This is a genomic window from Pseudomonas sp. YuFO8, assembly GCF_035065025.1.
Classification (GTDB): Bacteria; Pseudomonadota; Gammaproteobacteria; order Pseudomonadales; family Pseudomonadaceae; genus Aquipseudomonas; species Aquipseudomonas putida_AE.
The window spans coordinates 17,198-38,759 of the sequence record NZ_JAXDEQ010000004.1 but is presented as its reverse complement, the minus strand read 5'-3'; the positions used below and the strand labels follow the sequence as shown (position 1 = coordinate 38,759).

Annotated in this window: 24 protein-coding genes; 3 read left to right on the top strand and 21 right to left on the bottom strand. The window is 62.5% G+C overall.

Annotation, left to right across the window (positions count from 1 at the left end; genetic code table 11):
* Positions 1-69 precede the first annotated feature (69 nt).
* The 19 genes from SOP95_RS05130 to SOP95_RS05040 are packed head-to-tail and all read right to left on the bottom strand — an operon-like array spanning position 70 to position 17,451.
* Complete coding sequence (locus tag SOP95_RS05130) at positions 70-1,296, bottom strand: beta-ketoacyl-ACP synthase (protein ID WP_323606469.1); 1,227 nt, start codon at positions 1,294-1,296, stop codon at positions 70-72.
* Positions 1,296-2,024, bottom strand: a complete 729-nt coding sequence (fabG, locus tag SOP95_RS05125; protein ID WP_323606468.1) for a 3-oxoacyl-ACP reductase FabG — start codon at positions 2,022-2,024, stop codon at positions 1,296-1,298. The genes SOP95_RS05130 and fabG overlap by 1 nt, the downstream gene beginning before the upstream one ends.
* On the bottom strand, positions 2,021-2,482 hold the full coding sequence (locus SOP95_RS05120; RefSeq protein ID WP_274076072.1) for a hotdog family protein: 462 nt from the start codon (positions 2,480-2,482) through the stop codon (positions 2,021-2,023). The genes fabG and SOP95_RS05120 overlap by 4 nt, the downstream gene beginning before the upstream one ends.
* Positions 2,479-3,675, bottom strand: a complete 1,197-nt coding sequence (locus tag SOP95_RS05115) for a beta-ketoacyl-[acyl-carrier-protein] synthase family protein (protein WP_323606467.1) — start codon at positions 3,673-3,675, stop codon at positions 2,479-2,481. Before SOP95_RS05115 ends, SOP95_RS05120 begins: the two co-directional genes overlap by 4 nt.
* Entirely contained in the window at positions 3,672-4,154 is a 483-nt protein-coding gene (locus tag SOP95_RS05110; protein WP_323606466.1) for a hypothetical protein, read from the bottom strand. The genes SOP95_RS05115 and SOP95_RS05110 overlap by 4 nt, the downstream gene beginning before the upstream one ends.
* Positions 4,155-4,191: 37 nt before the next feature.
* Positions 4,192-5,439: an NAD(P)/FAD-dependent oxidoreductase gene (locus SOP95_RS05105; RefSeq protein WP_323606465.1), complete on the bottom strand. Its 1,248-nt coding sequence runs from the start codon at positions 5,437-5,439 to the stop codon at positions 4,192-4,194.
* Entirely contained in the window at positions 5,426-6,586 is a 1,161-nt protein-coding gene (locus SOP95_RS05100; RefSeq protein ID WP_323606464.1) for a sodium:proton antiporter, read from the bottom strand. The genes SOP95_RS05105 and SOP95_RS05100 overlap by 14 nt, the downstream gene beginning before the upstream one ends.
* Positions 6,583-8,922: an MMPL family transporter gene (locus SOP95_RS05095; RefSeq protein ID WP_323606463.1), complete on the bottom strand. Its 2,340-nt coding sequence runs from the start codon at positions 8,920-8,922 to the stop codon at positions 6,583-6,585. The genes SOP95_RS05100 and SOP95_RS05095 overlap by 4 nt, the downstream gene beginning before the upstream one ends.
* Positions 8,906-9,598: an outer membrane lipoprotein carrier protein LolA gene (locus tag SOP95_RS05090; RefSeq protein WP_323606462.1), complete on the bottom strand. Its 693-nt coding sequence runs from the start codon at positions 9,596-9,598 to the stop codon at positions 8,906-8,908. The genes SOP95_RS05095 and SOP95_RS05090 overlap by 17 nt, the downstream gene beginning before the upstream one ends.
* Positions 9,595-10,020 carry an acyl-CoA thioesterase gene (locus tag SOP95_RS05085; protein WP_323606461.1) on the bottom strand — a complete coding sequence of 142 codons (426 nt, stop codon included), beginning with the start codon at positions 10,018-10,020 and terminating at the stop codon, positions 9,595-9,597. The genes SOP95_RS05090 and SOP95_RS05085 overlap by 4 nt, the downstream gene beginning before the upstream one ends.
* Positions 10,013-11,557 (bottom strand): HAL/PAL/TAL family ammonia-lyase, encoded by a 1,545-nt coding sequence (locus SOP95_RS05080; protein ID WP_274076064.1) that lies wholly within the window; start codon positions 11,555-11,557, stop codon positions 10,013-10,015. The genes SOP95_RS05085 and SOP95_RS05080 overlap by 8 nt, the downstream gene beginning before the upstream one ends.
* Positions 11,538-12,479: an LpxL/LpxP family acyltransferase gene (locus tag SOP95_RS05075; RefSeq protein ID WP_274076063.1), complete on the bottom strand. Its 942-nt coding sequence runs from the start codon at positions 12,477-12,479 to the stop codon at positions 11,538-11,540. The genes SOP95_RS05080 and SOP95_RS05075 overlap by 20 nt, the downstream gene beginning before the upstream one ends.
* On the bottom strand, positions 12,476-13,210 hold the full coding sequence (locus tag SOP95_RS05070) for a glycosyltransferase family 2 protein (RefSeq protein WP_323606460.1): 735 nt from the start codon (positions 13,208-13,210) through the stop codon (positions 12,476-12,478). The genes SOP95_RS05075 and SOP95_RS05070 overlap by 4 nt, the downstream gene beginning before the upstream one ends.
* On the bottom strand, positions 13,203-14,882 hold the full coding sequence (locus tag SOP95_RS05065; RefSeq protein WP_323606459.1) for an AMP-binding protein: 1,680 nt from the start codon (positions 14,880-14,882) through the stop codon (positions 13,203-13,205). The genes SOP95_RS05070 and SOP95_RS05065 overlap by 8 nt, the downstream gene beginning before the upstream one ends.
* Complete coding sequence (locus SOP95_RS05060) at positions 14,879-15,424, bottom strand: hypothetical protein (protein ID WP_274076060.1); 546 nt, start codon at positions 15,422-15,424, stop codon at positions 14,879-14,881. The genes SOP95_RS05065 and SOP95_RS05060 overlap by 4 nt, the downstream gene beginning before the upstream one ends.
* The gene (locus SOP95_RS05055; RefSeq protein ID WP_046819912.1) at positions 15,421-15,675 is read right to left on the bottom strand and encodes an acyl carrier protein; all 255 of its coding nucleotides are present in this window, start codon (positions 15,673-15,675) and stop codon (positions 15,421-15,423) included. The genes SOP95_RS05060 and SOP95_RS05055 overlap by 4 nt, the downstream gene beginning before the upstream one ends.
* A 9-nt stretch (positions 15,676-15,684) precedes the next feature.
* Positions 15,685-15,960: a phosphopantetheine-binding protein gene (locus SOP95_RS05050; RefSeq protein ID WP_274076059.1), complete on the bottom strand. Its 276-nt coding sequence runs from the start codon at positions 15,958-15,960 to the stop codon at positions 15,685-15,687.
* Entirely contained in the window at positions 15,938-16,750 is an 813-nt protein-coding gene (locus tag SOP95_RS05045) for a lysophospholipid acyltransferase family protein (RefSeq protein ID WP_274076058.1), read from the bottom strand. Before SOP95_RS05045 ends, SOP95_RS05050 begins: the two co-directional genes overlap by 23 nt.
* Entirely contained in the window at positions 16,726-17,451 is a 726-nt protein-coding gene (locus tag SOP95_RS05040) for a beta-ketoacyl synthase chain length factor (protein WP_274076057.1), read from the bottom strand. Before SOP95_RS05040 ends, SOP95_RS05045 begins: the two co-directional genes overlap by 25 nt.
* Positions 17,452-17,805: 354 nt before the next feature.
* Here SOP95_RS05040 and SOP95_RS05035 point away from each other — a divergent pair, with 354 nt between their 5' ends.
* Positions 17,806-18,576 (top strand): ParA family protein, encoded by a 771-nt coding sequence (locus SOP95_RS05035; RefSeq protein WP_323606458.1) that lies wholly within the window; start codon positions 17,806-17,808, stop codon positions 18,574-18,576.
* A 143-nt stretch (positions 18,577-18,719) separates the two neighbouring features.
* On the opposite strand, the gene trxC is transcribed toward SOP95_RS05035, so the two are convergent.
* Positions 18,720-19,154, bottom strand: coding sequence for a thioredoxin TrxC (gene trxC, locus SOP95_RS05030; RefSeq protein ID WP_323606457.1), 435 nt, complete (start codon positions 19,152-19,154; stop codon positions 18,720-18,722).
* A gap of 195 nt (positions 19,155-19,349) precedes the next feature.
* Between trxC and SOP95_RS05025 the strand changes: the two genes are divergently transcribed.
* Positions 19,350-19,646, top strand: coding sequence for a type II toxin-antitoxin system HigB family toxin (locus SOP95_RS05025; protein ID WP_274076054.1), 297 nt, complete (start codon positions 19,350-19,352; stop codon positions 19,644-19,646).
* Positions 19,643-20,044, top strand: coding sequence for a helix-turn-helix domain-containing protein (locus SOP95_RS05020; RefSeq protein ID WP_274076053.1), 402 nt, complete (start codon positions 19,643-19,645; stop codon positions 20,042-20,044). The genes SOP95_RS05025 and SOP95_RS05020 overlap by 4 nt, the downstream gene beginning before the upstream one ends.
* Positions 20,045-20,050: 6 nt before the next feature.
* Here SOP95_RS05020 and selO read toward each other — a convergent pair whose 3' ends face one another.
* On the bottom strand, positions 20,051-21,514 hold the full coding sequence (selO, locus tag SOP95_RS05015; protein ID WP_323606456.1) for a protein adenylyltransferase SelO: 1,464 nt from the start codon (positions 21,512-21,514) through the stop codon (positions 20,051-20,053).
* Positions 21,515-21,562: the final 48 nt, after the last annotated feature.

The following is a 21,562-nucleotide window of genomic DNA, read 5'->3' as shown; positions in this document are numbered from 1 at the left end:
GCGGCAGCTCCTACAGGTGTACACCATTCCCTGTAGGAGCTGCCGCAGGCTGCGATCTTTTGATTTTGCTTACGCCCAGCGCTTGAAAATCAGCGAAGTATTCACCCCGCCAAACGCAAAGTTATTGTTCATCACATACTGGTTGCTCATCTGCCGAAACTCGCCACGCAGGTAGTCCAGCTTGCCGCAGTGCGGGTCGACCTCATCAAGGTTCAGTGTGTGTGCATACAGATCGCGGTTCATCATTTCGATGCTGAACCAGGACTCCAGTGCGCCACAGGCGCCAAGGGTGTGGCCGAGGAAGCTCTTTTGCGAGCTGATCGGCATGTGTTCGCCGAACAGGCTGCTGGTGGCGAGGGTTTCGGCGATGTCGCCCTGTTCGGTGGCCGTGCCGTGACCGTTGACGTAGCCGATGTCGGCAGGGCTCAAGCCCGCGTCTTCCAGGGCCAGCTCCATGGCCCGGCGCATGGTGACTTGCTCCGGGCGGGTGGTGTGTTGGCCGTCGGCATTGCTGCCGAAGCCGACGAGTTCGGCATGGATACGGGCACCCCGCGCCAGGGCGTGTTCCAGTTCTTCGAGCACCAGCATGCCGCCGCCTTCACCGATCACCAGGCCGTCGCGCCCTTTGTCGTAGGGGCGTGGGGTGGTGTGCGGGGCGCTGTTTTTCAGGCTGGTGGCGTAGAGCGCGTCGAAGACCATGGCTTCGGTCGGGCACAGTTCTTCGGCGCCGCCGGCGAGCATCAGCGGCAGGCGGCCGAACTTGATGGCTTCGTAGGCATAGCCGATGCCCTGGCTGCCGCTGGTGCAAGCGCTGGAGGTGGGGATCAGGCGGCCGGTGAGGCCGAAGAAAATGCTGATGTTGGCCGCCGTGGTGTGCGGCATCATGCGCACGTAGGAATTGGCGTTCAGGCCTTCGGCCACCGAGTTGAGCAGCATGTTGCCGAATGCCTTGATCTCGTCGGTGCTGCCGGTCGAGGAACCGCAGGCGACGCCCATGCGCCCGTCCTTGATCGATTCGTCACCGAGCAGTCCGGCGTCGGCCAGCGCCTGTTCCGCCGCGCCGACGGCCAGCCGTGAAACGCGGCCCATGCTGCGCAGTTGTTTGCGCGTCCAGTAGCTCGGCACCTTGAAGTCATCGATGGGCCCGGCCAGGCGCGTATTGAGTTCGGTGAAGCGGTCCCATTCATCCATTCGACGAATGCCGCTGCGGTTGGCCGCGAAGTGGCCAGCGATGGTTTCCCAGTCGCTGCCCAGGGAGGTGATGCCGGCCATGCCGGTGACGACGACGCGCTTCATCAGCACAGGCCTCCATTGACGGCCAGAACCTGCCGGGTGATGTACGAGGCTTCCGCCGACATCAGGAAATTCACCGCGCCGGCCACCTCTTCAGCGGTGCCCATGCGCCCTGCGGGGATCATTTTCATCAGTTCATCCACCGGCACGTTTTCATCGAGCATGGCTGTGTCGATCAGGCCGGGTGCGACACAGTTGACGGTGATCTTGCGCTTGCCCAGCTCGATCGCCAATGCTTTCGCCGCGCCGATCAAGCCAGCCTTGGAGGCGCTGTAGTTGACCTGGCCGCGATTGCCGATCAAGCCCGACACCGACGTGATGCAGACAATCCGCCCGGCGGCGCGACGACGAATCATCGGCATCATCACCGGGTGCAGCACGTTGTAGAAACCGTCGAGGTTGGTACGCATCACCACATCCCAATCATCCTCGCTCAGCGCCGGAAAAGCACCATCACGCGTCAGCCCGGCGTTGAGCACCACGCCGTAATAGGCGCCATGGGTTTCGACGTCGGCTTCAAGCTTGGCCTTGCAACCGGCGCGGTCGGACACGTCGAATTGCAGGATGCGCGCAGTGCGACCCAGGGCCTCGATTTCGCCTTGCACGGCTTGGGCGTCCGCCAGGCCACTGCGGCAATGCAGCACGATGTCATGCCCGGCCCGTGCCAGGCGCAGGGCGATGGCGCGGCCGATGCCACGGCTGGAACCGGTGACCAGTACGGATTCAGTCATGACTGGACTCCTTCGGATTCATGAAGATATTGAGCCGCCTGAGGCGGGCGATACACGTTCAGCCGGGCGCTGGCATGAATGCCGGGTGCGTTGATGTGGCACTCGAACACGCCCATGCCGTTGTCGTCTTCCAGCGAACGGATGCCGTGCAGGGTCAGCTCGGTGCCGGCGGGGAAACGGTCGACGTTGCATTCGAACTTGCGCGAACCGAGCAAAAAGCCCAGCTCCACGGCATCGCCGCGCTGGCGCGCATGGCAACCGGCGAAGGCCGCGACGCTCTGGGCCATCAGCTCGATACCGACCCAGGCGGGCAGGCTGCCGTCGGGCAGGTTGAACAGGCCGTCGGGCTTGACCCTGAGGCGGGTATGAATCTGTTCTTCATCGAATGCCAGGATCTGCTCGATGAGGATCATGTCGCCAGCATGGGGCAGCAGTTCGGCGAGCGGCCAGTCAATCATGGGGCGTCTCCGATAATCAGGCTGACGTTGTTGCCACCGAAGGCGAAGGAATTGCTCATCAGGTAGCGAGGTCCAGTGGACGCCAGGCGATCGGCGGGAGTCACCCATTTCAGGGCCGGCAGTTCCGGGTCGGGCTGGCCGTCCCAGACATGCGGCGCCAGACGGTGCTCGCGGTTGTCGCTGCTCAGGCTCAACCAGCAGAACGCGGCTTCCAGCGCGCCGGCCGCGCCAAGGGTATGACCGGTCATGGGTTTGCTCGAAGAACAGGGCACGCCGGCCGGGAACAACGCCGCCACCGCATGGCTTTCCATGGCGTCGTTGTGTTGGGTGGCGGTGCCATGCAGGTTCAGGTAGGCGATCTGCTCAGGCTCAAGTCCGGCCCGGCTCAACGCCTTGCGCATCGCCTGCTGGGCGCCACGGCCGGTGGGTTCCGGGGCGGAAATGTGGTGCGCATCGGAACTGGCGCCACTGCCCAACAGGGCAATCGGCTGGGTGTCGCCAGGCTGTTTGCTCATCAGGAACAGCACGGCTGCTTCGCCGATATTGATGCCGTTGCGGTTCACCGAAAACGGATTGCAGCGTTGCCCGGACACCGCTTCGAGTGCCGAGAAGCCGTTGAGGGTCAGCTTGCACAGGGTGTCGACACCTCCGCACAGCACCACGTCGCAGATGCCCAGGTCGAGCAGGCGCTGGGCACTCATCAACGCGCGTGCGCTGGAGGTGCAGGCGGTGGAGATCACATAGGCCGGGCCGCTCAATTGCAGCCAGTCGGCGAGAAAATTCGCCGGCGCGCCGAGTTCCTGTTGCTGGTAGTCGTAGTCGGCGGGGAATTGCTGTTCGCGCACGTAACGCGCCAGGCCCTGGCTGGCTTCGTCGATGCCCGAAGTGCTGGTGCCCAGCACGATACCGATGCGCTCGCGGCCGTAAGTCTGGATGGCCTGGTCGATGTCGTGGCGAATCTGCAGCGCGGCCTCCATCAGCAGTTGATTGTTGCGGCTGCGTTGGCAGGTCAACTCTGCGGGAATCGGTACGAGTTCGCCAGTGACCGCGCCCACCGGCAATGACTTCTGCGCCACCCAGCCGACCTCGGTGCGCATGCCGGAGCAATCGCCGGCAAACAGGTTGCGGGCGACTTCGTGCTTGTTGCGGCCCAGGGCGCAGACGACCCCGAGGGCATTGAGGTAGGCCGTCATGGCGTGTCACCGCTCAGGGACGTGATTTGATATTTCGGGCCTTTGGGCAGGTTCAATTCGAAGCTCAATGGTTGTGAATAACGGACATCCCAGCGCTCTGGCAGCGAGCGTTGTGCGCCATGTTGCCACGCGTCCGGGTAGTTGCCAGACAGCTCATCCCTGGGGGTCAGCGCAAACAGCAGTGCGGCGAACAGCTCCCGGGCTTCCGGGTTCGGCGGCAACAGGCCATCGGCGTGCCAATGGCCGTCGATCAGTTTCTGACGGGCCTGGGGAATGCCCAGCAGGTCCATCATCGACCAGCGTATCGCCGGGCCTTCACGCTGGATGACCAATACCCAGTCCTGGCGCTGTTCGGCCTGCAGGCGCTGGATGTGCAATTGCAGCGGCAACGCCATGCTCGGGGTCTGCTCGGGCAGCGGCGCCTGGCTGGCGCAGGCACTCAGCAGCAGGAGGCAACCGAGCAGCAGGCATCGAATCATCAGACGCACCCTTCAATGGGCTGGCGCACCATGTTGCTCATGTCGCATCCCTTGCACAGAGTTCTGACAACATCCGCAGCCGGCGTTTCGGTTCAGCGACGAATGGATTGCGCTCGTCCCAGGCATAACCGGCGAGGATCGAGCTGATCATGCGGCGGATTTCCGGATTGCCATCCGGGTAGTAGATCACGTCCTGGAAAGTCCCGGCGTACCAGCCCTCGACGTAGCAGCGGAACGTATCGACCCCGCGCTTGAGCGGTTCGGCGAATTCACGCTGCCAGTCCACGGAGTCGCCTTGCAGCTGGCGGTGCAGGACGCTTGCGGCCATGCTCGCCGAGCGCATGGCGATGGTCACGCCGGAGGAAAACACCGGGTCGAGAAATTCCGCGGCATTGCCCAGCAAGGCGAAACCGCGACCGTGCAGGGTTTTGACGTTGGCCGAGTAGCCGCCGATGGTGCGTGCCGGCGTATCCCACACGGCGTTGTCCAGTACCCCGGCCAGGCTGGGAGTCTCGGCAATGAAACCGCGCAGACAATCGTCGAGGTTATCGCTGCGACCCTCGAAATGCTCCGCAGCGGCCACCACGCCGACCGAGCAGCGGCCATTGCTGAACGGAATGGTCCAGAACCAGACGTCACGCTGGGTGGGATGGGTGGTGATGAGGATCTTGGTGCGGTCGAAGTTCGGGTGGTCGATATGGTCTTCGACATGGGTGAACACCGCCTGGCGCACCGGGAAATTCGACGGTGCTTCAAGGTCGAGCAGGCGCGGCAGGACACGGCCGTAACCGCTGGCGTCGAGCATGAAGTCAGCCTCGATGCGGTACTCGCTGCCGTCTTCGCGCCGTACGCCGAGCAACGGCTTGGGCTGTTCGATATCGACGCTGACGATGGTTTCGCCATAGCGGATTTCCACGCCCTGCAGCGCTGCCTGGTCAGCCAGCAGTTTGTCGAAATCGGCGCGCTGGACCTGGAAAGTCGTGGGTTTGCCCTGGGTGAAGGTGTCGCCGAAATCGAAGGTGCTGTAGCGCTCGCCCCAGGCAAACGCCGCGCCGGTTTTCAACTGGAAACCCGCCGCATTGACGGCGTCGAGCATGCCCGCTTCCTCGACGAAATCCAGGCAGTGGGACAACAGGCTTTCGCCGATGGAAAACCGCGGGAAATGCTGGCGTTCGATCACCAGTACGTCATGCCCCTTGCGCTTGAGCAGCGCGGCGGCGATGGCCCCTGAGGGACCCGCGCCGATGACCACGATCTGACGACGTTGCGTTTCAACGGTTGGCATGGGGGCTCCTTGCCTGGGCGGCAGCTATCAATGGGATCCGGTGCATGCCGGCCAATGCCGGCAGCAGGGTCGCGACCAGGCCCATCAGCATCAGCGCAAAGTACAGCGCCGGGCTGATGAGCTGTTGTTGCAGCAGCAGGTTGAGAAAGACGATTTCGCTCAAGCCGCGAATGTTCAGCAATACGCTTTCGCGCCAGCGACTGGCGCCCTGGAACGAGGCGCCGGCCCAGCCAAGGCCGAGCCAGTTGCCCAGCAGCTTGCTGGCGATCGGCAACAGCAGCAGGGCCGCCAGCTGCACCCAGCCGAGGCTGTCCATGGCGCTGTGCACGTTGATCTGCACGATACCGAAGGTGAGTATCAGCGGAATGGCGATGTACGTCTGCAAGCGGTTCATCCAGATCGCCGGCAATGGCAGCACCAGCGGCGCCTTGAGCGCCGCCATGACCAGTACATAGCCGATGCCGAAAATCAGCGCATTGAGCTTGTAGTGTTCGGCGACCACCAGTAACGCGAAAAAGCCCAGGCTGTAGAGCCAGGTTTGCCGCAGGCCCAACAACCGCAGCAGCACGGGCAGGCAGGCGCCGGCCAGGGGCAGCAACAGGCTGCTCAGGTGCAGGCTGCCCTGGGCGATGGCGAACAGGGTCCAGCAGGCCAGGTCGATGATGATCGCGGTCTGCACCAGTCGCCGGGTGGCGCTGTGCGGGTAATTAATATGCCGCAGGTACAGGTATAACACCGGGATCGCGGTGATGGCGAACAGCAGCCCGACCGCCAGCGAACTGATCCAGGATTGCGGCGGCAACAGCCAGATGGCCGTGGCCAGGCCGCACGAGAACGGAATGCAGAAACTCGGCAGGGCGATTTTCAAGCTCTGGCGGTCCAGTTGCAGATCGATCACATCGCTGAGGATATAGCCCAGCAGCAGGGCGAAACTCAGGCTGTAGAGGTTCTTCAGCCAGCCAGGTGATACCAGTGCTGCGCCGCTCAGTTGCCATTGTGGTTCGATCCAGAAGTACATCAGCAGGGGCAAGCCGAGGGTTGCCAGCAGCAACTGGCTGACGATGGGGATCAGGCCGAAATGGCGCCCGACCCGGGTCGCTACGGCGAACAGTACCAGGGCCATCGCCCAGAACAGCCCGATCATCATTGAGTTGGCTCCGTGAGGCTGGCGGCGTGCACCTGGCGACCGGCCCAGGGCGCGAGCAGGAAGCTGAAAATCAGCCCCAGGCTCACCGACAGGCCGAAGTTGCTCACCGCTGGCGTGCTCGATACCGCCAGCAGGCCGAACGACAGCCAGGTGGTCAGCGCGGCCAGCAAGGTGCCCAGCAGGCTCACGGCGGCGCCGCCAACCTGTTCGCGCATGAGGATGGCGTAGTCGACGCTGATCGCCGTCACCAGCAGCAGGCCGAACAGGCTGAACAGGGTCAACGGCTGCCCCAGCCAGCCGAGGCTGGCCAGGCTGCACAAGGCCGCCAGCAAGGGCAGGGAGACGATGCGCAGTGCGCCACCAAGACCGAACGGCAGGATCAGCACCAGCACGATCAGCACGCAGGAGGCGAGTTTCAGTTCGGCGGCGCTGATCTGGGTGGCGGCGAACACGCTGTTCAACTCGCCCAGTCGGTCCACCAGTTTCACGCCTGGCAAATCCTCGGCCTGTACCCGCAACAGGGCAGGATTGTTCAGGCCCTGCAAGCTGACCATCGCTGCCACGCCGTCAGCGGACGGCCCCAGCCACAATAGGCGATACGGCTCGGCCAAGGGACCGGCCAGCGCGCTGTCGATGTCTTCGACGGGCAGCGCCTGCAATTGGCTCAACTCCGCCTGCAGCGCCTGAGCCGGGACGCCGACATCGAGCAACGGCTGCCAGAAAGCCGGCAATTTGCTCAATGCCTCGCGAACCTTGCGTTGTTCGCTGGGCGGGCTGACCAGTTGATTGAGTGACAGGTAGCCCTGGAGTTTCTCCAGGCCAACCAACTGATCCAGGCGTTCACTCAGGGCGCCCTGGCGTTCGAGTAATTGCTGTTGGTCGGCCGCCTGCACCAGGAAGAACTGGCTGGTGGGTTGATAGCCGGTGATTCGCGCAATGGTCTGCGCTTCGTCGGTCAACTGCTGCGGCGCGCCGACCCACTGGCGGATGTCGTTTTTAGTCTGGAGCTGCACCAGGCCGCCGGCACAAAAAGCGATCAGCAATGCCAGCAATACCGGCGTGCTCAAATACCGCAGTAACGCTTCGCGGCAGCCCAGTAAATATTCGCAAAGCCGCAGTGGCCATTGCGCCGGGCGCAGCTCGGCACCCTTGAGCAGCGCCGGCAGCAGGCACACCGCGGACAAATAGGCACCCAGCAGACCTGCCGCCGAAAACACGGCGATCTGGGTCAAGGCCGGAAAGGGCGTCCAGGCCAGGGCCAGGTAGCCGATGGCGCTGGTGACCAGGCTCAGGGTCAGGCCCGGCAAGGTCAGGCGCAGCGCCGGCCAGCTGTGCCAGGGTTTCAGGCTCCAGCTCTTGGACAAATAATGCAGGGGGTAATCGACGGCGACACCGATCAGGCTCGAACCCAGTACCAGCGTCATCACATGCATGTGGCCGAACAGTGCCACGCAGGCCACCGCGCCGAACAGCATGCCCACCAGCACCGGAACGAACGCCAGCAGGACACGCCAGCGGCGGAAGGCCAGCAACAGCAACAACAGGATCCCGACGGTGGCACCGCCCCCGACCCAGGTCATCTCCCGGGACGCCTGGCGCTGGCCGTTGGCTGCGTACAACAAGCCACTGGCGGCGAGCAGTTGCACGTCGGCCCGGGCGGCTTCATCGCGGCTGTGCTGGAGCAGGTCGGCCACTTGCAGCGGCAGGTTCATGTCGAAGGCGTTGCCGGTGGCCCGCGCCCGCAACAGCACCCAGTGCTTGCCATCGGCCTCGGCGATCAAGGCGCCACTGCCAATGTCCAGTTGCACGGCACCGTGCTGTGGCTGGCTGTTCTGGATGCGCCCGGTCAGGCCCAGCCAGTCATCCTGGCTCGGCACCAGGCTGAAGCCGGTGAAGGGGTCGAATAGCGCCTGCACCCGTTGCTGGATAAAGGCGTCGGGGTGCTCGATCAATTGCTCGCGATCATCGGCCGCGAGCATGGCCAGTCGGCCTTGCAGCAGTTGCGTGCGCAACGCCGGCAAGTCGGCTTGCAGGTTCCATTGGACCTTTTCGAACAGGCCGCTGGCTTGCCACTGATCCCCCAGCGTTTGCGCCATGGCGATGGCTTGCTGCCTATCGCTATGGCCAACCAGCACCAGCATTTCTCGGTTCAGCGGCTCCTGCATGCGTTGTTCGGCGCGCAATTCCAGCGCATCCGGCGCGGTGCCGGGCACCAGTTCCATCAGGTTGGCCGACAGTGGGGCGCCGTTGCGCCATTGCCAGCCGGCGAGCGCCAGCACTGCCACCAGCAGGATCAGGAACAGCCACGGCAGCCTGCGTTCACTCGGCAAAGTCATGCTGCTCCGTGTCGCTCAAGGGTTGCGCGCTGGTGCTGTCCTGCATGCGCAACAGGGTGCTGTCGCCCTGGGTTTCCAGCAACTCGATGCTGTGCACCAGTTCGCCGCCGGTGATGTTGATCTGGTTGAACACCTGCTTGAGCAGCATCGAGCGCGGCGTCAATGTCAGTGTCCAGTTCTGCGCGTCGCCCGCGAGAGACAGCTCGAAGTCCCGTTGCAGCCCGCTGCTGTCGCCTTGCAGGACGGCCAGGAACAAGCGGTTCTGCTCGGCGCCGGCACTCTTGCCCGGCAGCATCTGCCAGCCGCTGGCGTCACGCCGGGCAATGCCTGCGGCGTTGATGCGGTAGTCCTGTTGCAACGGCGTTTTCAGCAGCCACAACAGGCCATGATTTTTCGCCAGGACGAAAGTGCCCTTGCTGGTCAGTGGCTGGGGCAGGGCGCGCAGGTGTTTTTCCTGGATGAAGTTGCCGTGGATCACCTCGGGCCTGGCCAGTTGCTCGCTGAGTTGCTGCAGGTCGAAGGCGTTGGCCAGCCCTGGAATGCCCAGCAATACGCAAAACACTGTAGGAGCGAGCTTGCTCGCGAAAAACCTGAGAGCACCGCGGAGTGTCAGGTGCCCAGCGTCACCGTTAACGACCATCGCGGGCAAGCCCGCTCCTACAGGGGACACAATCATGGCAGAACCCTCGCTACGGCATCGGTGAACACCTTGGGCGAGGCCAATTGCATTTCGCGATTGCTCATGTCGACCGCAACCTGCACGGACACGGCGCGAGTCAGGCGCTCGCCGGTTTCCAGGTCACTGATCAGGTAGTTGATCTTTAACCGGTTCTCCCATTCCACCAGATTGGCGCGCACGTTGAGCTTCTGCCCGAACTCCGCACCGCGTACGTAGCGCAATTGCAGGTCGATCACCGGCCACGCATAACCCGACTCGGACATAGCCGTGTAGTTGTGGCCGATCTTGTCGAGCAATGCGCAGCGGGCGATTTCCAGGTATTTGACGTAATGACCGTGCCAGACGACGTTCATCCGGTCGACGTCGAAGAACGGCACGACGATTTGTGTATCGGTGTGAAGCACTCCCTTGCTACGCATGCAGCCTCCAGTGTTGTGCGGCGATTCGTTGCAGACACAGGCGCAATTCGCCTTCCAGCGCGCGGTCTTCGATGACCGGCGGAAAATCCTTGGCCAGTGCTTCGTGCATGGCCGCCAGGGCCGGTGGCAGCGGCCGTGCATCCTCGGCCTGGGCGCGCAGCCACACGCCCTGGTTGGCGGCCAGCAAGGTCGCGGCGGCGACCTGCTCGGTCAGCTCCAGCACGCGGATCGCATCACGGGCCGCGATGGTGCCCATGCTCACCTTGTCCTGGTTATGGCACTCGGTGGAGCGCGAGAACACGCTGGCCGGCATGGTGTTTTTCAGTGCTTCGGCGGTCCAGGCGCTGGTGCCGATCTGCACGGCCTTGAAGCCGTGGTTGAGCATGGCGCGGTCGGCCGTGGCGCCGGACAGGTTGCTCGGCAAGCCGTGGTTGTAGCGCTCATCCACCAACAGGGCGAGTTGTCGATCGAGCAGGTCGGCGACGTTGGCCACGAGGTTTTTCAGGCTGTCCATGGCGAACGCGATGTGCCCGCCGTAGAAGTGCCCGCCATGCAGCACGCGCTCGGCCTCGGCATCGATGATCGGGTTATCGTTGGCGCTGTTGAGCTCGATTTCAATGAACGAGCGCAGCCAGTTCAGGCTGTCGGCCAGCACGCCGAGGACATGGGGCGCGCAACGCAGCGAGTAGCGGTCCTGCAGGCGATGCAGCGGCGCTGTCGGTGCGTCGATGGCCAGGTCCTTGCGTAGCCACGCGGCGACTTGCATCTGCCCCGGGTGCGGCTTGGCGGCGAACAGGCGCTCGTCGAAATGCTCCGGGTTGCCTTGCAGCGCCACCACATTCAGCGCGGTAATGCGCGTGGCCAGTTGCAGCAGGTAATCGGCGCGGGCGTAGGCCAGGCAGGCGAGCCCGGTCATCACGGCGGTACCGTTCATCAACGCCAGGGCTTCCTTGGGCCGCAGCACCAGCGGCTGCCAGCCAAGTTCGCGGTGCACATCGGCGGCTTGCCGGCGCTCGCTGCGATACATCACTTCACGCTCGCCGGACAGTGTGGCGGCGACGTACGACAGCGGCGTCAGATCGCCGCTGGCGCCCACCGAACCTTCTTCCGGAATCAGCGGCAAAATGTCGTGTTCAAGGAACGCCTGCAGGCGTTCCAGCAGTTCCACGCGCACCCCGGACACACCCTGGCAAAGCGACTGCAAACGGGCCGCCAGCACCGCGCGGGTGGCCTGCGCGTCCAGCAGCTTGCCCAGGCCGCAGCCGTGGAAGGTGTACAGATGACGCGGCAAGGCCTCGACGTGATGCAGCGGCACCGCGACCACGCAGGAATCACCGTAGCCGGTGGTAACGCCGTAGATCACGCCTTCCTTGTCCAGCAGGGAATCGAGGAACTGCGCGCCTTTGGCGATGCGCTGGCGGAACGGCGGATCGCCCTGCAATTGCGCCGGCGCCTGGCGGTTGGCCAGGGCCAGCACATCGTCGATGCGCAAAGGGCGTTCGCCGAAGATTACAGGCTCAAGCGTTGGCGTCGTCATCGGTCTTCCAGAAAGGGTAAAAGTTGAACCATTGCTGAGGCGCTTCGAGGCAATAGTGACTCAGGCGCTCGGCATAGCGGGAGGCCCACTGATGAATGACCTGTTCACGGTCGCTGCGTTTCCAGGCGATCGCGTCAGCGAAGGGCTCGAGGGTCAGTCGATAGTCGCCATCGGGCTTCTTCAGGCACAGCAGCAGGTTGACCGGGCATTTCAGCAGCCCGGCCAGCAGCCACGGCCCTTGCGGGAATTTTGCCGGGTGACCCAGGAAGTCCACCGTCACACTACGCCCGCCGTGCAGCGGCACGCGGTCGCCGGCAATCGCCAGCCATTCGCCGCGTTCCAGGCGTTCGTGCAGTTGCAGCATGATCACCGGGTCCAGCTCACTGACCTGGATCAGCCGCAGATTGGTCGCACCGGCTTCGCCCAGCAAGCGATTGAAGCGTTCGGCATGCTTGGTGTGCACCAGCACGTTCATGGTGACACGTTCGCCGATCTCCGCCAGGGCGCGGCAGACTTCGAGATTGCCCAGGTGAGCGCCCACGAGCATTTGCCCGCGGGTGCCGCGCAGCTGGTTGCGCAGCAGCGCCGGGTCGATGATTTCGATCTGCTCGATGCTCAGCTTGCCGTTCCACACGTCGAGCTTGTCGAGCAGGGAGTCGGCGAAAGCCATGAACTGGCCGAACACTCGCCAATGGCTCGGGCGCAGTTCGTCGCGACCGCTCCAGTCGGCGAGCCGTTGCTGGTACTGCCAGGCACTGTGGCGGGCACTGCGGCCGAACAGGAAAAAGTACAGGACGATGCCGTACAGCAACGGGCTCAGCAGTCGACGACCCAGCAGTTTGGCGGCGACGGCGGTGAATTTCATCAGCCAGAAGCTGCCGCGTTCCTCGCGATCGGCCCAGTGCTCCTTGTTGACGCTCATGGGCGCCACCGTCGCCAGAGAATCACGGGCGAGCGCAATAACATGCCGAAGAACAACCGGGTGTGCATGCTCGAAATCAGCACGTTGTCGTGGAACATGCGGAAATGTGAAACACCGTCCATCGGGTAATGCACCCTGGTTTGCAGCCATAACATCGGCAGTCCGCGCCAGGCCAGGCGGACCAGGATGTCCGAGTCGAAGTCCATGCGCTTGCCGATCTTCGCCGATTCGATCAGCGCCAGCACCGGCGGCAAGGGATAGACGCGATAGCCGCACATGGAATCGCGAATCTGCAACGACAGGGTGTTGATCCAGACCATGACGTGGGTCAGGTAGCGGGCGTACAAACGACCCTTCGGCACGCTGTCATCGTAGAGCGGATAGCCACAGACTACGGCTTCGGGATGGGCGCGGGAGCGTTCGATAAAACGTTGCACATCCTGCAGGTCGTGCTGGCCGTCGGCATCCACCTGCAAGGCGTGGCTGAACCCCAGGCGCGAGGCTTCGCGAAAACCGGTCATGACCGCTCCGCCCTTGCCCTGGTTGGCGGCGAGGCGGATCAGGTGCACGTTGTCGCGCAACGCCAATTGATCGAGCACCCTGGCACAGGCCGGGCTGCTGGCGTCGTCCACCAGAATGCACGGCAGGTGGCTGGCGAGCAGCGCATCGACCACGGTGGTGATCGCGGTTTCGTGGTTGTAGACCGGCACCACGGCGCAGGGATTATGCATGCGCCGCCACCAGCAGGATCCGCCCGCTGGAGCAGGTGGCGGTTTCGTTGCGATAGGCGAAATACAGTTTGCCGCGGCTCGGGTCGAAGCGCAGGTGCAACTGGACTTCATCGCCGGGACGGATCAGTTGCTGGAACTTGAGCACTTCCATGCCGGCGAATGTCTCCGGCAGGTTCATCAGCTGTTGGCCCAGATGCATTGCCCACTCCACCTGCACCACACCGGGCAGCACCGGCGCGGTAGGGAAGTGCCCGCTGAAATAGGCAAGGTCCGGGGGTACAGCCAGTTGCAGGCTCCACTCACCGTCGGCTTCGACCTGTTCGAGCACCACAGGTGCCTTGGGGCGCGGCGCCAGTAGCAGGGCTTCGACGTCGGCCTGGGGCAGTTTGCCTTGGGCGTTGAGCGGCAGTTGTTGCAGCAGGCGCCAGCGCCTTGGCAAGGCCAGGGTTTCGCAATGCAGGCTCAGGTGTTGCCGCAATTGTTCCGTGAGTGTGCGTCGTCCTTGATTGCGCAGTACATGCAGGCCCGCGTCAGTCAGGACCACCAGCGCGCCCAACGAGGCGCGGTTTTCCTGAACGACACCCAGGCGCGCTTCGGCCACCCAGTCGTGGGCCATCAGCGCCTGCTCCAGCATCGGCAGCGAGATGCGTTTCTCTTCCAGCTTGACGATCCGATCCAGGCGTCCGAGCAGTTCGAAGCGGCCGTCAGCCGCAATTCGCGCGGCATCGGCCGTGTGCTCGATATGGCCGTCAGGCAAGTAGGGCGAGGTGATGAGCAAGGCCCCCTGGTCGTCCTGGCTCAACTGAACGTTGGCAAAGGGCTGCCACAGGGACTGACCCTGGCGCCAGGCGATGCCGCCCGTTTCCGAACTGCCGAAAATTTCCGTCGGCCATTGGTGAAGGCGTTGTTGCAGGCGCTGCGCGGCCTCGGCTGGCAGTGCGCCACCGGAGGAAAATACCCGACGCACCGCGCTCAGCGCTGCCCAGTCGAGGTTGTCGCCCATGCGCTTGAGCAGGGCCGGGCTGGCCACCCAGGCGAAGGCCGGGTACTCGCGACTGGCGCGCTGCAGGTCTTCCGGGAAGGCCAGTTGCCTGCGCACGAACGGGCGCCCCGCGCACAGTGGCCACAGTACCCGAAACAGCAGGCCATAGATGTGCTGGGTGGCGACGCTGCCAATGATGCAAGCCGAACCCAGGTCGGCGCCCCACAGCTGTTCCAGGGCCTCAACTTCATTGACCAGTTGGCCCAGGTTTTTTTCGATGCGCTTGGGTTCGCCGCTGGAGCCGGAGGTGCACAGGCTCAGCGAGCAGCCTTCAAGGTCGAGGGCGGCGGCGCCAAGGGGGGAATCCTGGTAATCGCCCAGGTGTGCATCGTCCGGCTGATCGGTGAGCCATACATCCACTTCGCCGGACCAGCGCTGGCGGGTCTGCGGTTGCAGGTCGGCCGGCAGCAGCACGCCTACCCCGGCACGCCATGCGCCCAACAGGGCAATCGCCAGGTCGGCGGCGTCTTCAAGGTGCACGGCAATGCGCCGCACACCGCGGTTTTGCAGGCTGGCGGCCAGGCGCAGGGCCTGCTCGCGCAATTGTGTGTGATCGAGCTGCGGTTCGGCCGTCACGGCACGCTCCGGCTCGGCCTTGAGCAGCAGGTGCTCAAGTTTTATCCAGTTCATGGGCGGCCTCGTACCCGTTGTCGTATCAGCCATTCAATGGCAAACATCAGGCCTATCAATCCGTAGGAGATCAGGCCGGTGTACAGCATCCACCAGCTCAGCGGCGCCCACAGTGTCAGGGCTGCAGCGCAGATCCCGTTGCACAGGAAAAAGACGCACCAGGCGATGGTCACCTGGCGGGTATAGCGGATGGCCTTGACCGGCAAATGCGCTTCGCGCAGGCGGGCCAGGCGTTCAACCATCGGCGGGCCGTATTTCAGGCTCAGCCCGAACAGTCCCAGCATGAACCCGCTGATCAGTACCGGATACCAACGCAGCAGCGACGGACTGTCGAACAGCGCCAGCAACAGGCAGAACAGGATGGCCACGCATGCCATCCACAAGCTGCCTGGTCGTCGCTTGCCGGTCAGCGCGCGGGCCAGCCACAGGCTGCCCAGCAGCAGCCCGAACTGCCACGGCGCGAAATGCTCCATGCCGAAATACACCGCAAAAGGGTATAGCAGGCCCGCCAGCAGCAGGCTGAGGCCGATCAGTCGACTCATGCGGCCGGTTGAACCAGACGGTAGACCGCCTCGACCACGTCGCTGACGGTACGCACCGATTTGAATTCTTCGGCCGCGATCTTCTTGCCGGTCTGGCGCTTGATGTGATCGATCAGGTCGACCGCATCGATGCTGTCGATTTCCAGGTCCTGATACAGGTTGGATTCGAGGCTCACCCGTTCGGGGTCCAGTTCGAACAGCTCGACCAAGGCATCGCGCAGGGTTATGAAAATGTCGTCACGAGTTTGCATGGTCCGGTCTCAAGCTGCCTGTTTTGCGGTGACGAAGGCCGCAAGGCTCGCCACGTTACTGAAGTGATTGCGCGTGTCCTTGGCGTCGGCATCGATCTTGATGCCGTATTTTTTCTGGATGGCCAGGCCGAGTTCCAGGGCATCCACCGAGTCCAGGCCCAGGCCTTCGCCGAACAGCGTCTGCTCGTCGCCGATGTCGTCGGCGCTGATGTCTTCGAGGCCGAGGGCGTCGATGATCAGGGTTTTTATTTCCAGCACCAGGTTATGAGTCTGCAGATCGCTCATCTTTGGCGAGCTCCTTAGTAAAATAGGTATGCAAGTAATCGTTGAGCTTGCGCGAGGCCTGAGGGGCAGGGCCTAGCGCTGCGAAAGTCTGGGGATCCATATCGGCCCCGACGCGAATACTGAAGTGTACGCGGCGCTTGGGGATCCGATACCAGGGTTCGGCCTTGGTCAGTGTGGTCGGGCTGACCTTGATCACCACGGGGGTGAGGATTTTCGCACCCCGCAGGGCAATTGCCGCGCCCCCCCGATGAAAGGCGGGTGCCTGGCCCGGCTGGGTGCGGGTGCCTTCGGGAAAGATGATCAGGGGCTGGCCTTGTTTGAGCGCATCGGCGGCGGCATCGAGCATGTCCATGCTGCCGTCGTTGCTGATGTATTCGGTGCGACGCAGGGGGGTGCGAGTGAACGGGTTATCCCAAAGGCTTTGCTTGACCACGCAGTTGGCGTGGGGGACCAGCCCGATCAGGAACACCACATCGATCAGCGATGGATGATTGGCGATGATCATCTGGCCCGGTCGCCCGAGTTTGTCCGCACCTTGAATCTCGTAGGTCAGCACGCCAGTGCGGGCCATGAACCGGACGAACAACCAGAAGCAGCGGCTGACGGTTTGTCGCGCGCGCAACCGGTGGGTCCGGGCATCACCCGGCAGGCAGGCCAGCAGCGGGAAAACCACCAGGCGCAGGCACAGGCCACCCAGCCCGAACAGGGCAAAGCTCGCGGCCGTGGCCAGCAGCCGCCAATAATAGGCATCGCGGTTTTTTTCAGTCACAGGCTGCGTTGCCAGGTCCATACACGATTTTTCCAGGCATGTTGGCAGGTGGTTTGCGGGCCGAGCAGCGTGCACAACAGATTCAGCGCGTGAGGCCAGCGAGCTTTGGACAACGCATCCGTGGCGCTGTTCAGGGTCAACTGCCAGTCATTGCCCGGGGTAATCAGCAGGCCGACGGCATAGGGGAAGGGCACATCGTCGATCCAGGTCGAATAGGCCTGCGGTGGCTGCTCTTCGGTGATCACCAGCAATACCGCAGGTGCGCCTTCAGCCAGCAGGGCCGCGGCCTCCAGCATGCCGTGCTCCAGGCCGTCGCCAGCGGCGGCCAGGGCAGTCATTTCGCTGGTTTCACCGCGCATGATCGACCACAGGCCGATGATCGCGTTATGCACTGACAGGCTGAACTGGGTCGGCGACAGCGGCTGGTCGACGGCCAGGTCGCTGAGAATATCGAAGGTCCGTGGGGTTTCGCCGTGACGGGAAACAAAGACCAATGGCAGGTCCTGACGACCTTCGGCCAATGGCCAGCCGACACTGAAGGCCATCCGCGCCAGACGGCTGAGCCGCCGACGCTGCATGGCCGGCAGGAACGAGACATCGGGTGCGGCATCGCTGCCCGGCAACATCGAGGGTTGCCGGCACCAGGCCTGCCAGTCATCCACGCTTTCAAGCCCCGGGGCCCAAGCGCGCCACTGGGCGATGTTGAAATTGATCACAGACATTCAATCCCGCCCTTGCAGGCTTCCTGACGCGGTGAGTGACGCATTGGCACGGCACACCCTACGTGGCGCTTGGCGCCGAGTGGTGCGCATTATCCCGGTGCGGCGAACCTGTAGCAAATGCTGGTTACATTTTGCCCAGTGGGATTTACCGGTCAGTTCGCAAAAACTGAACGATTGGCAATCATTCACGTTTTCATGGGCCGTCTGTCGGCTTTGAACTCGGTTCAATGAGGCGCCAGCGGCTTTTTCAGCAGGAAAAGGCTGATGACCGTGTAGTCCCTGTGTTTGTGAGGTAGCGAAGCCATGCCGTGGACCACTACACTCGGTCATTCTTTGATACACGGAGGTTTTGCAATGCGGCGCGTGGTGTTCAATCAGAAAGGTGGCGTGGGCAAATCCAGTATTGCCTGCAATCTGGCGGCGGTCAGCGCCAGCGAGGGTTATCGCACCTTGTTGGTCGATCTCGATGCCCAGGCCAACTCCACTCAGTACCTGACCGGCCTCACCGGTGACGATATCCCGATGGGTATAGCCGATTTCTTCAAGCAGACCCTGTCCTCCGGGCCTTTCTCCAGGAAGAACCAGGTCGACATCTACGAAACCCCATTCGAAAACCTTCATGTCGTGACCGCTACTGCCGAATTGGCGGACCTGCAGCCAAAGCTTGAGGCCAAGCACAAGATCAACAAGCTGCGAAAATTGCTTGAAGAGCTGGACGAGGATTACGACCGGATTTACCTCGATACCCCTCCTGCTTTGAATTTCTATGCTGTTTCAGCATTGATTGCCGCCGATCGTGTGCTAATTCCTTTCGATTGCGACAGTTTCTCGCGTCAGGCGCTATACGGTGTGCTGGCGGAAATCGAAGAGCTCAAGGAAGACCATAACGAAGGGCTGGAAGTCGAGGGCATCGTCGTCAACCAGTTCCAGGCCCGCGCCAGCCTGCCCCAGCAAATCCTCGATGAACTGATCGCCGAGGGCCTGCCGGTGCTGCCGGTGTACCTGGCCAGCTCGGTGCGTATGCGCGAATCCCACCAGGCGAATACGCCGCTGATCCATCTCGATCCGCGGCACAAGTTGACTCAGCAGTTTGTCGAGTTGCACAACCTGCTGGAAAACGCCTGATTCCATTGTTTACACAGAACCCATGTGGGAGCGGGCTTGCTCGCGAAAGCGTTCCCTCAGTCGACATCGTCCTTGACTGTAACGCCGCATTCGCGAGCAAGCCCGCTCCCACATTTTGAATGGTGGTGCGATCAGGATCGTTGTCAGATCCCTTGGCTACGCAGCCAGCTCAGCAACTGCGGTAACGGGAAGGCCCCACTCTGGCGGGCAACTTCCCGGCCGTTCTTGAACAGAATCAGGCTCGGAATCGAGCGTATCCCCAATTGCGTCGACAGTTGCTGGTTCGCCTCGCTGTCCAGCTTGGCCAGGCGACACTTGCCCGCCAATTGCCCCGCCGCCTGCTCGAACACCGGCGCAAACGACTTGCACGGCCCGCACCAGTCTGCCCACACATCCACCAAAAGTGGCAGATCGCCCTTGATCTGACTGGCGTAATCGCCTTGCTTGAGTTCGAAAGGCTTGTTCAGCAGGACTTCGGCCTTGCAGCGTCCGCATTTCGGATGGTCGTTGAGGCGCTCCGCCGGAATACGGTTCAGGCCGTTGCAGTGGGGGCAGGGGATGAGGAGTGGGTCGGTCATGAGGAAGGTCCTGTTGAGAAGCCGATCATTGCTATTTGGAGACGTTTGCTCATATTTTCAATTGTGCGGTGTCGCTCGATAAAACTAGGCTGAGTCGTACTAAGCGAGACCACTGGTCTGGTTTGGGTTATCGCATATTGCGATATTTTCAGTCTGTGATTAACTCACCATTGCGAAATGCGATAAGGATGTTGCATGCGAGTGTTTTCCGAAAAACGAATCTGGGATGCCAAGGAAAAGTGGCCGCAGGCGGCCAGTGCACTGGACCAGTGGTATCGAACGGTAAAGCGCGTCACGCCAAATGATTTTGCAGCAATGAAGTCTTCATTTCCCGCAACCGACAAGGTTGGTGAGCTTCATGTTTTCGATATTGGTGGTAACAAATTACGGCTGATCGCCTACGTTCGATATCGGCATCAAAAAATCTACATCAAGCATGTGCTGGATCACCGCGAATATGACCGCGGTAAATGGAAGGAGGGTAGGGTATGAGCATTCTGATAAAAAACGCAGCGGAGCACTGGGAGTTTGTAGCGCCATTGCTACGCAAACCCAAAAACGAAGACGACTATGACACGCTGGTGCAGGCACTCGACGAGTTACTCGAGATGACCGGAGTTGACGAGTCGCATCCTCTGATGAGTCTGGTGGACATCATCGGTGACTGGATTGAGGAATGGGATCACAAGCATCACCCAATGCCCCAAGCCACAGGTGCTGAAGTGCTTGGATACATGATGCGCGAACATGGTTTGACTCAAAGCGACCTGCCAGGCGTCGGGCCTCAGTCGGTCGTTTCCGAGATCCTGAGCGGCAAGCGCCAGCTCAACCTGCGGCAGATCCGCTGGTTGGCCGAGCGCTTCAATGTGCCGGTGGACGTCTTTATCTGACGCGTCTCACGACGAACAACTGATCTCCAGATGCTTGCCCCACTCCGGCGGCCGTTCGGCGTAGCTTTCCATCCCCGGCTGTTCCTCGAACGGCTTGCTCAGCACGGCGTGCAGTCGGCGAACCTCCGAGTAGTCGCCACTTTCCGCCGCATCGATAGCCTTCTGCGCCAGGTAGTTGCGCAGGATGTACAGCGGATTCACGGCATGCATCCGCTTGCGACGCTCCTCCTGATCCACCTCGCCTTCTCGGGCCACGCGCGCGACATAGAGCTCGCCCCAGGCATCGAAACCCTTGAGGTCGACGAAGTCATCGCGCAAACGGGAGATAGCCGCTTCGGGTGAGTCTTCACCCAGGCGCCGGAAGAACAGGCTGTAATCGACGCCGCTGTTCTGCATCAATTGCAGCAGATGCTCCAGCAGCTTCTGGTCGTCGTCCTCGGCGGTGGTCAGGCCCAGGCGGCGGCGCATCAGGTCCAGGTAATGGGCCTGGAACAGCGGCAGGTACAGGCCCAGGGTTTCGCGCAGGGCTTCGACACTGATGAACGGTGTCAGGGCCTGGGCCAGGGCGCTGAGGTTCCACTGGCCGATCGGCACCTGGTTGCTGAATGAATAGCGACCCTGATCATCGGAGTGGTTGCAGATGAAATTGGCGTCGAAGTCATCGAGGAAGGCGAACGGGCCGAAATCGAACGTGATACCGAGGATCGACATGTTGTCGGTGTTCATCACCCCGTGGCAGAAGCCATAAGCCTGCCACTTGGCGATCAGTTCGGCGTTGCGCTCGACGATTTCGCGGAACATCGCCAGGTACGGTTCCGGTTGTTCCAGGCACTCGGGAAAGTGCATGGCCAGAACATGCTCACCCAGCACTTTCTGCTGCTCGGGGCGTTTGGTGTAGTAGAAATATTCGAAATGCCCAAAGCGCACATGGCTCGGTGCCAGGCGCAGGACCATGGCCGCGCGCTCCTGTTTTTCCCGCCAGACCGGGGTGTCGGAGCCGATCACGCACAGCGCCCGGGTGGTCGGGATGTTCAGGGCATGCAAGGCTTCGGAGGCGAGGAACTCGCGGATAGAGGAGCGCAGCACCGCGCGGCCATCGCCCATGCGCGAAAAGGGCGTCTGGCCGGCGCCCTTGAGGTGCAGGTCCCAATGCTCGCCTGCCTCGTTGTACACCTCGCCCAGCAACAGGCCGCGACCATCGCCCAGTTGCGGGTTGTAGGAGCCGAACTGATGACCGGAATAGACCATCGCCCTGGGAATCGCGTCGGCCCAGAGTTTGTGGCCGCTGAACAGCTCGGCGAACTCTGGGGTCTCGGCCACTGCGGGGTCGAGGTCGAGTAGGGCCATGGCAGCCGGGCTCGCGACTACCAAGCGTGGGTTGTCGATAGGTTCGGGCAGCACGTGGGCGGAAAACGCATCGCCCAGGCGGTCGAAGCGGTTGTCGAAGGTCAGTTCGTCGAGGGCTTTCAAGGGCCGGCTCCAGCAGAATGTCCGAGCATTCTGCTGGGGATTGGCCGG